The organism is Candidatus Protofrankia californiensis, assembly GCF_900634765.1.
Taxonomy (GTDB): domain Bacteria; phylum Actinomycetota; class Actinomycetes; order Frankiales; family Frankiaceae; genus Protofrankia; species Protofrankia californiensis.
Genome location: NZ_CAAAFT010000436.1, coordinates 3,103 through 5,866 on the forward strand (window position 1 = coordinate 3,103; position 2,764 = coordinate 5,866).

Here is a 2,764-nt window from a genome sequence, read left to right on the forward strand (position 1 = left end):
CTTCTGGCGGATCCGCCAGTCGGAGTTCGAGATCGACCCGGACGCCGCACTCGCCTCCCTGTGGCCGGCACTGGCCGCCGTCGGGGTGGCGCCGGAGGCAGCACCGCACACGACCCGCACCACCAGGATCGACACCGCTCGAATCGACACCACCCGAATCGACACCGCTGGAGCCGGTTCCGGATCGCGGTCGACGCCACCCCGTCCAGGTGCACCGGCGGACGGCGCGACCAGGGACAACGCACTCAAGGACAACGCACTCAAGGACGGCGAGAGCCCGAGCGTCGAGAGCATCAATGCGGTCGGCGCAACGGCCGGCGGCCGGGCGGCCGTACCATCGGGAGCCCACGAACACCGCTGGGCACCGATCCCCCTGAGCGACCTGGAGGGCCTCGATGACGCCCTCGGCGCCCTGACCGGCTAAGCATCCTTGCAGGAGGATGAGAACGGAGGGTTTACGGCGGGAAGGTCGATGCAGGAAAGCCTTTTGGACGCTGACGTGGAAAGACGCGCGCAACGCATCGTCATGTCCCTGAATCCTGAGTATTACGAGCGAGTGGAGCATCATCCGGAGTGGCTACGGGTATGCGAACGGCTCACCGCGACCAGACTCATCCGGCAGATGAGCGTGGCCCACGCGGCCGCCGGTGGTAGTCGGTAGCACCTGTCGGGCGAGAAACGGTATAACGGACGGCGATGTTTAAGCGTTTCCGCAGGCCACGGCCTTACCCTGGAGATTACCGATCAAGATCTCCTGACACTCCCTCGGGCGCGTCAGCGAAGGGCTACGGCGATGCGCTGTCGCAGCGTTGCGTCGCCGAGGCTGTCGAGCTTGCGCCAGGTCGCGTCGGTGACCTCTTCGGTCTGAAGCTGGCGAACGTCGGTGGTGGTGCGGAAGAGGAACCGGAAGTCGAAGTGCTGGTGGTCCGGCTCGCCCTTGGCGTCGTTGGCGGGGATGGGGTGGACGTCGATGTGGATGGGGTGTTCTTCCGCGGGGGTGACCGCGTCGGCGGGGATGCCGGTCTCCTCGGCGAGCTCGCGCAGCGCTACGTCCAGCAGCGAGGTGTCCTCCGTTTCGAGGTGGCCGCCGGGCAGGAGCCACGTGTCCAGTGCTCGGTGGTGGATGTGCAGGATGCGCCCGTCGGTGTCGGCGAGGATCGCGCCGACGGTGGCGTGACCGCGGAACTCCGTGCGGGAGGTGATGTCGCCTCCGGTGTCGAGGAGGTCGAGAACGGGTGCGAGGTCGGGCTTCTCCTCAGGGTGCGCGTCGAGATAGATGGTCAGGGTGATGCGGATGTGGTCTGCCGTGATAGCCAAGTCGATCACCTGTTGAAGTAGGTAGAGCCAGATCACCGCGATCACGGCACGGTCTGCCACGGAAACCTCGTGCATGCCAGAGCTGAGGTCACCGCGGGTGAGAATCCTGATCTTGACGAGTATCCGTCATCCCGCTCCGCGCCCCGGCCGGCGGGATCTGGGTCTCCGCCCGCGAGAACAGCGCCCTGACCAGGCTAATGCTCGATAAAACTCGCTGATCTGTTCGTGCCGTCCGGTGGTGTGGCACATCAGTGGCCTCCCTGTGCTGCTGGGACCGGCGGGAATCAGTCGTACAGGTGTCCCAGCAGAGCTCCTTGGCCGGACGAGAGGATGTGGGCAGCCTCCAGCGGGATCCAGAAGCACTCGAAGTGGGTGGGCTCCTGCTCGCCGTCGTGGTCCTCCTGGCTGGCCCACCGATCCGGGGCAGGCTCGGTCAGCTCCAAGTGGAAGACGTGCCGACGCTGGATCTCGAACCGGTACGGGCTGATGTCGTACTCAGCCTCGCCGAGCTTGCGTACGATCTTGAAATCCTTCAGACCCGTCTCCTCGCGCGCCTCGCGCAGGGCCGCCACCTCCGGAGCCTCACCCTTGCGAATGCTGCCGGACGGCACCTGGATACCGACTTCCTCGTAGCTGTAGTCGGTGTGGCGGAACACCAACAGCTTTCCGTCCCGCACGACATAGCACAGCGCCTTGCCCTTGGTGATCTTCTCGGGCACGGAAACATCCCTCATTTGTCGAAACCAGACACGTCGCGCACCGCACCGGATGCCAGCAGTCCAGCCACGCCGAGCACCAAGTCAGTATCCAACATTGCGCGCGAAACCATGAGTCTAGATCCCATGACAGGACGTCACGACGAATTTCGGCCGCGCCGCTGGCATGGGGCCGGTCAGCATCCAGGTGCCTCTTGCACCTCATGTTGGCCGGGCGCGGTTCTGATCGGCTATTATGGGCTGAACGCGAGGTCGTGTTGGGGAATGAGTCCCTTTGGCGGACTCGAACGGAACGTTGTCGCCGAGACGGTCTCGGTGAGCCGGTTCCTGAGAAGGCAGGATGCCTTCGATCGGTAGGCCGTCCTTCACGTCGCCTTCGAACTGCCGGAAGTCGGCCGTATCGCCGTCGGGACCAACAATCCAGGTAATTCTCTACCTCAGCGGGATTCACCCTGACTGAAATCTTCAGTGACCACGGGGAGGCCAGTTCGTCGGCACGGTCCAGCCTGTACTTCGAGGTCTGCCGTTTCCGCGGCATCCCTCTGATCACCGACCGGCGCGTCCACGACCACCTCGGCTGGTTCCCCTCGACCGGCTCCCGACCCCCTCACCGAACCGGTACGCACCGCGCTGGCCGCCTACCAGATCCCCGAGTACTACACCGAATCCGGCTGGACACGCTGACGCATCCACCATCCCCGGCTCTTCGCAGTTGGCGTGCGGGTGTAGTT

Annotated in this window: 4 protein-coding genes; 2 read left to right on the forward strand and 2 right to left on the reverse strand. The window is 64.9% G+C overall.

The window, feature by feature from the left end:
• Positions 1 to 424: hypothetical protein (locus DD1DGNOD_RS30115; protein WP_346434365.1), on the forward strand; the 424-nt coding region annotated here is incomplete at its 5' end.
• Positions 425 to 472: 48 nt separating this feature from the next.
• A complete protein-coding gene (locus DD1DGNOD_RS27435) occupies positions 473 to 661 on the forward strand; it encodes a hypothetical protein (RefSeq protein WP_165035232.1) in 189 nt (62 codons plus the stop codon).
• A gap of 113 nt (positions 662 to 774) precedes the next feature.
• On the opposite strand, the gene DD1DGNOD_RS22575 is transcribed toward DD1DGNOD_RS27435, so the two are convergent.
• On the reverse strand, positions 775 to 1,317 hold the full coding sequence (locus DD1DGNOD_RS22575) for an NUDIX hydrolase (RefSeq protein ID WP_131768482.1): 543 nt from the start codon (positions 1,315 to 1,317) through the stop codon (positions 775 to 777).
• 284 nt (positions 1,318 to 1,601) lie between these two features.
• Complete coding sequence (locus DD1DGNOD_RS22580) at positions 1,602 to 2,036, reverse strand: NUDIX hydrolase (protein WP_206443371.1); 435 nt, start codon at positions 2,034 to 2,036, stop codon at positions 1,602 to 1,604.
• Between the last annotated feature and the right edge of the window lie 728 nt (positions 2,037 to 2,764).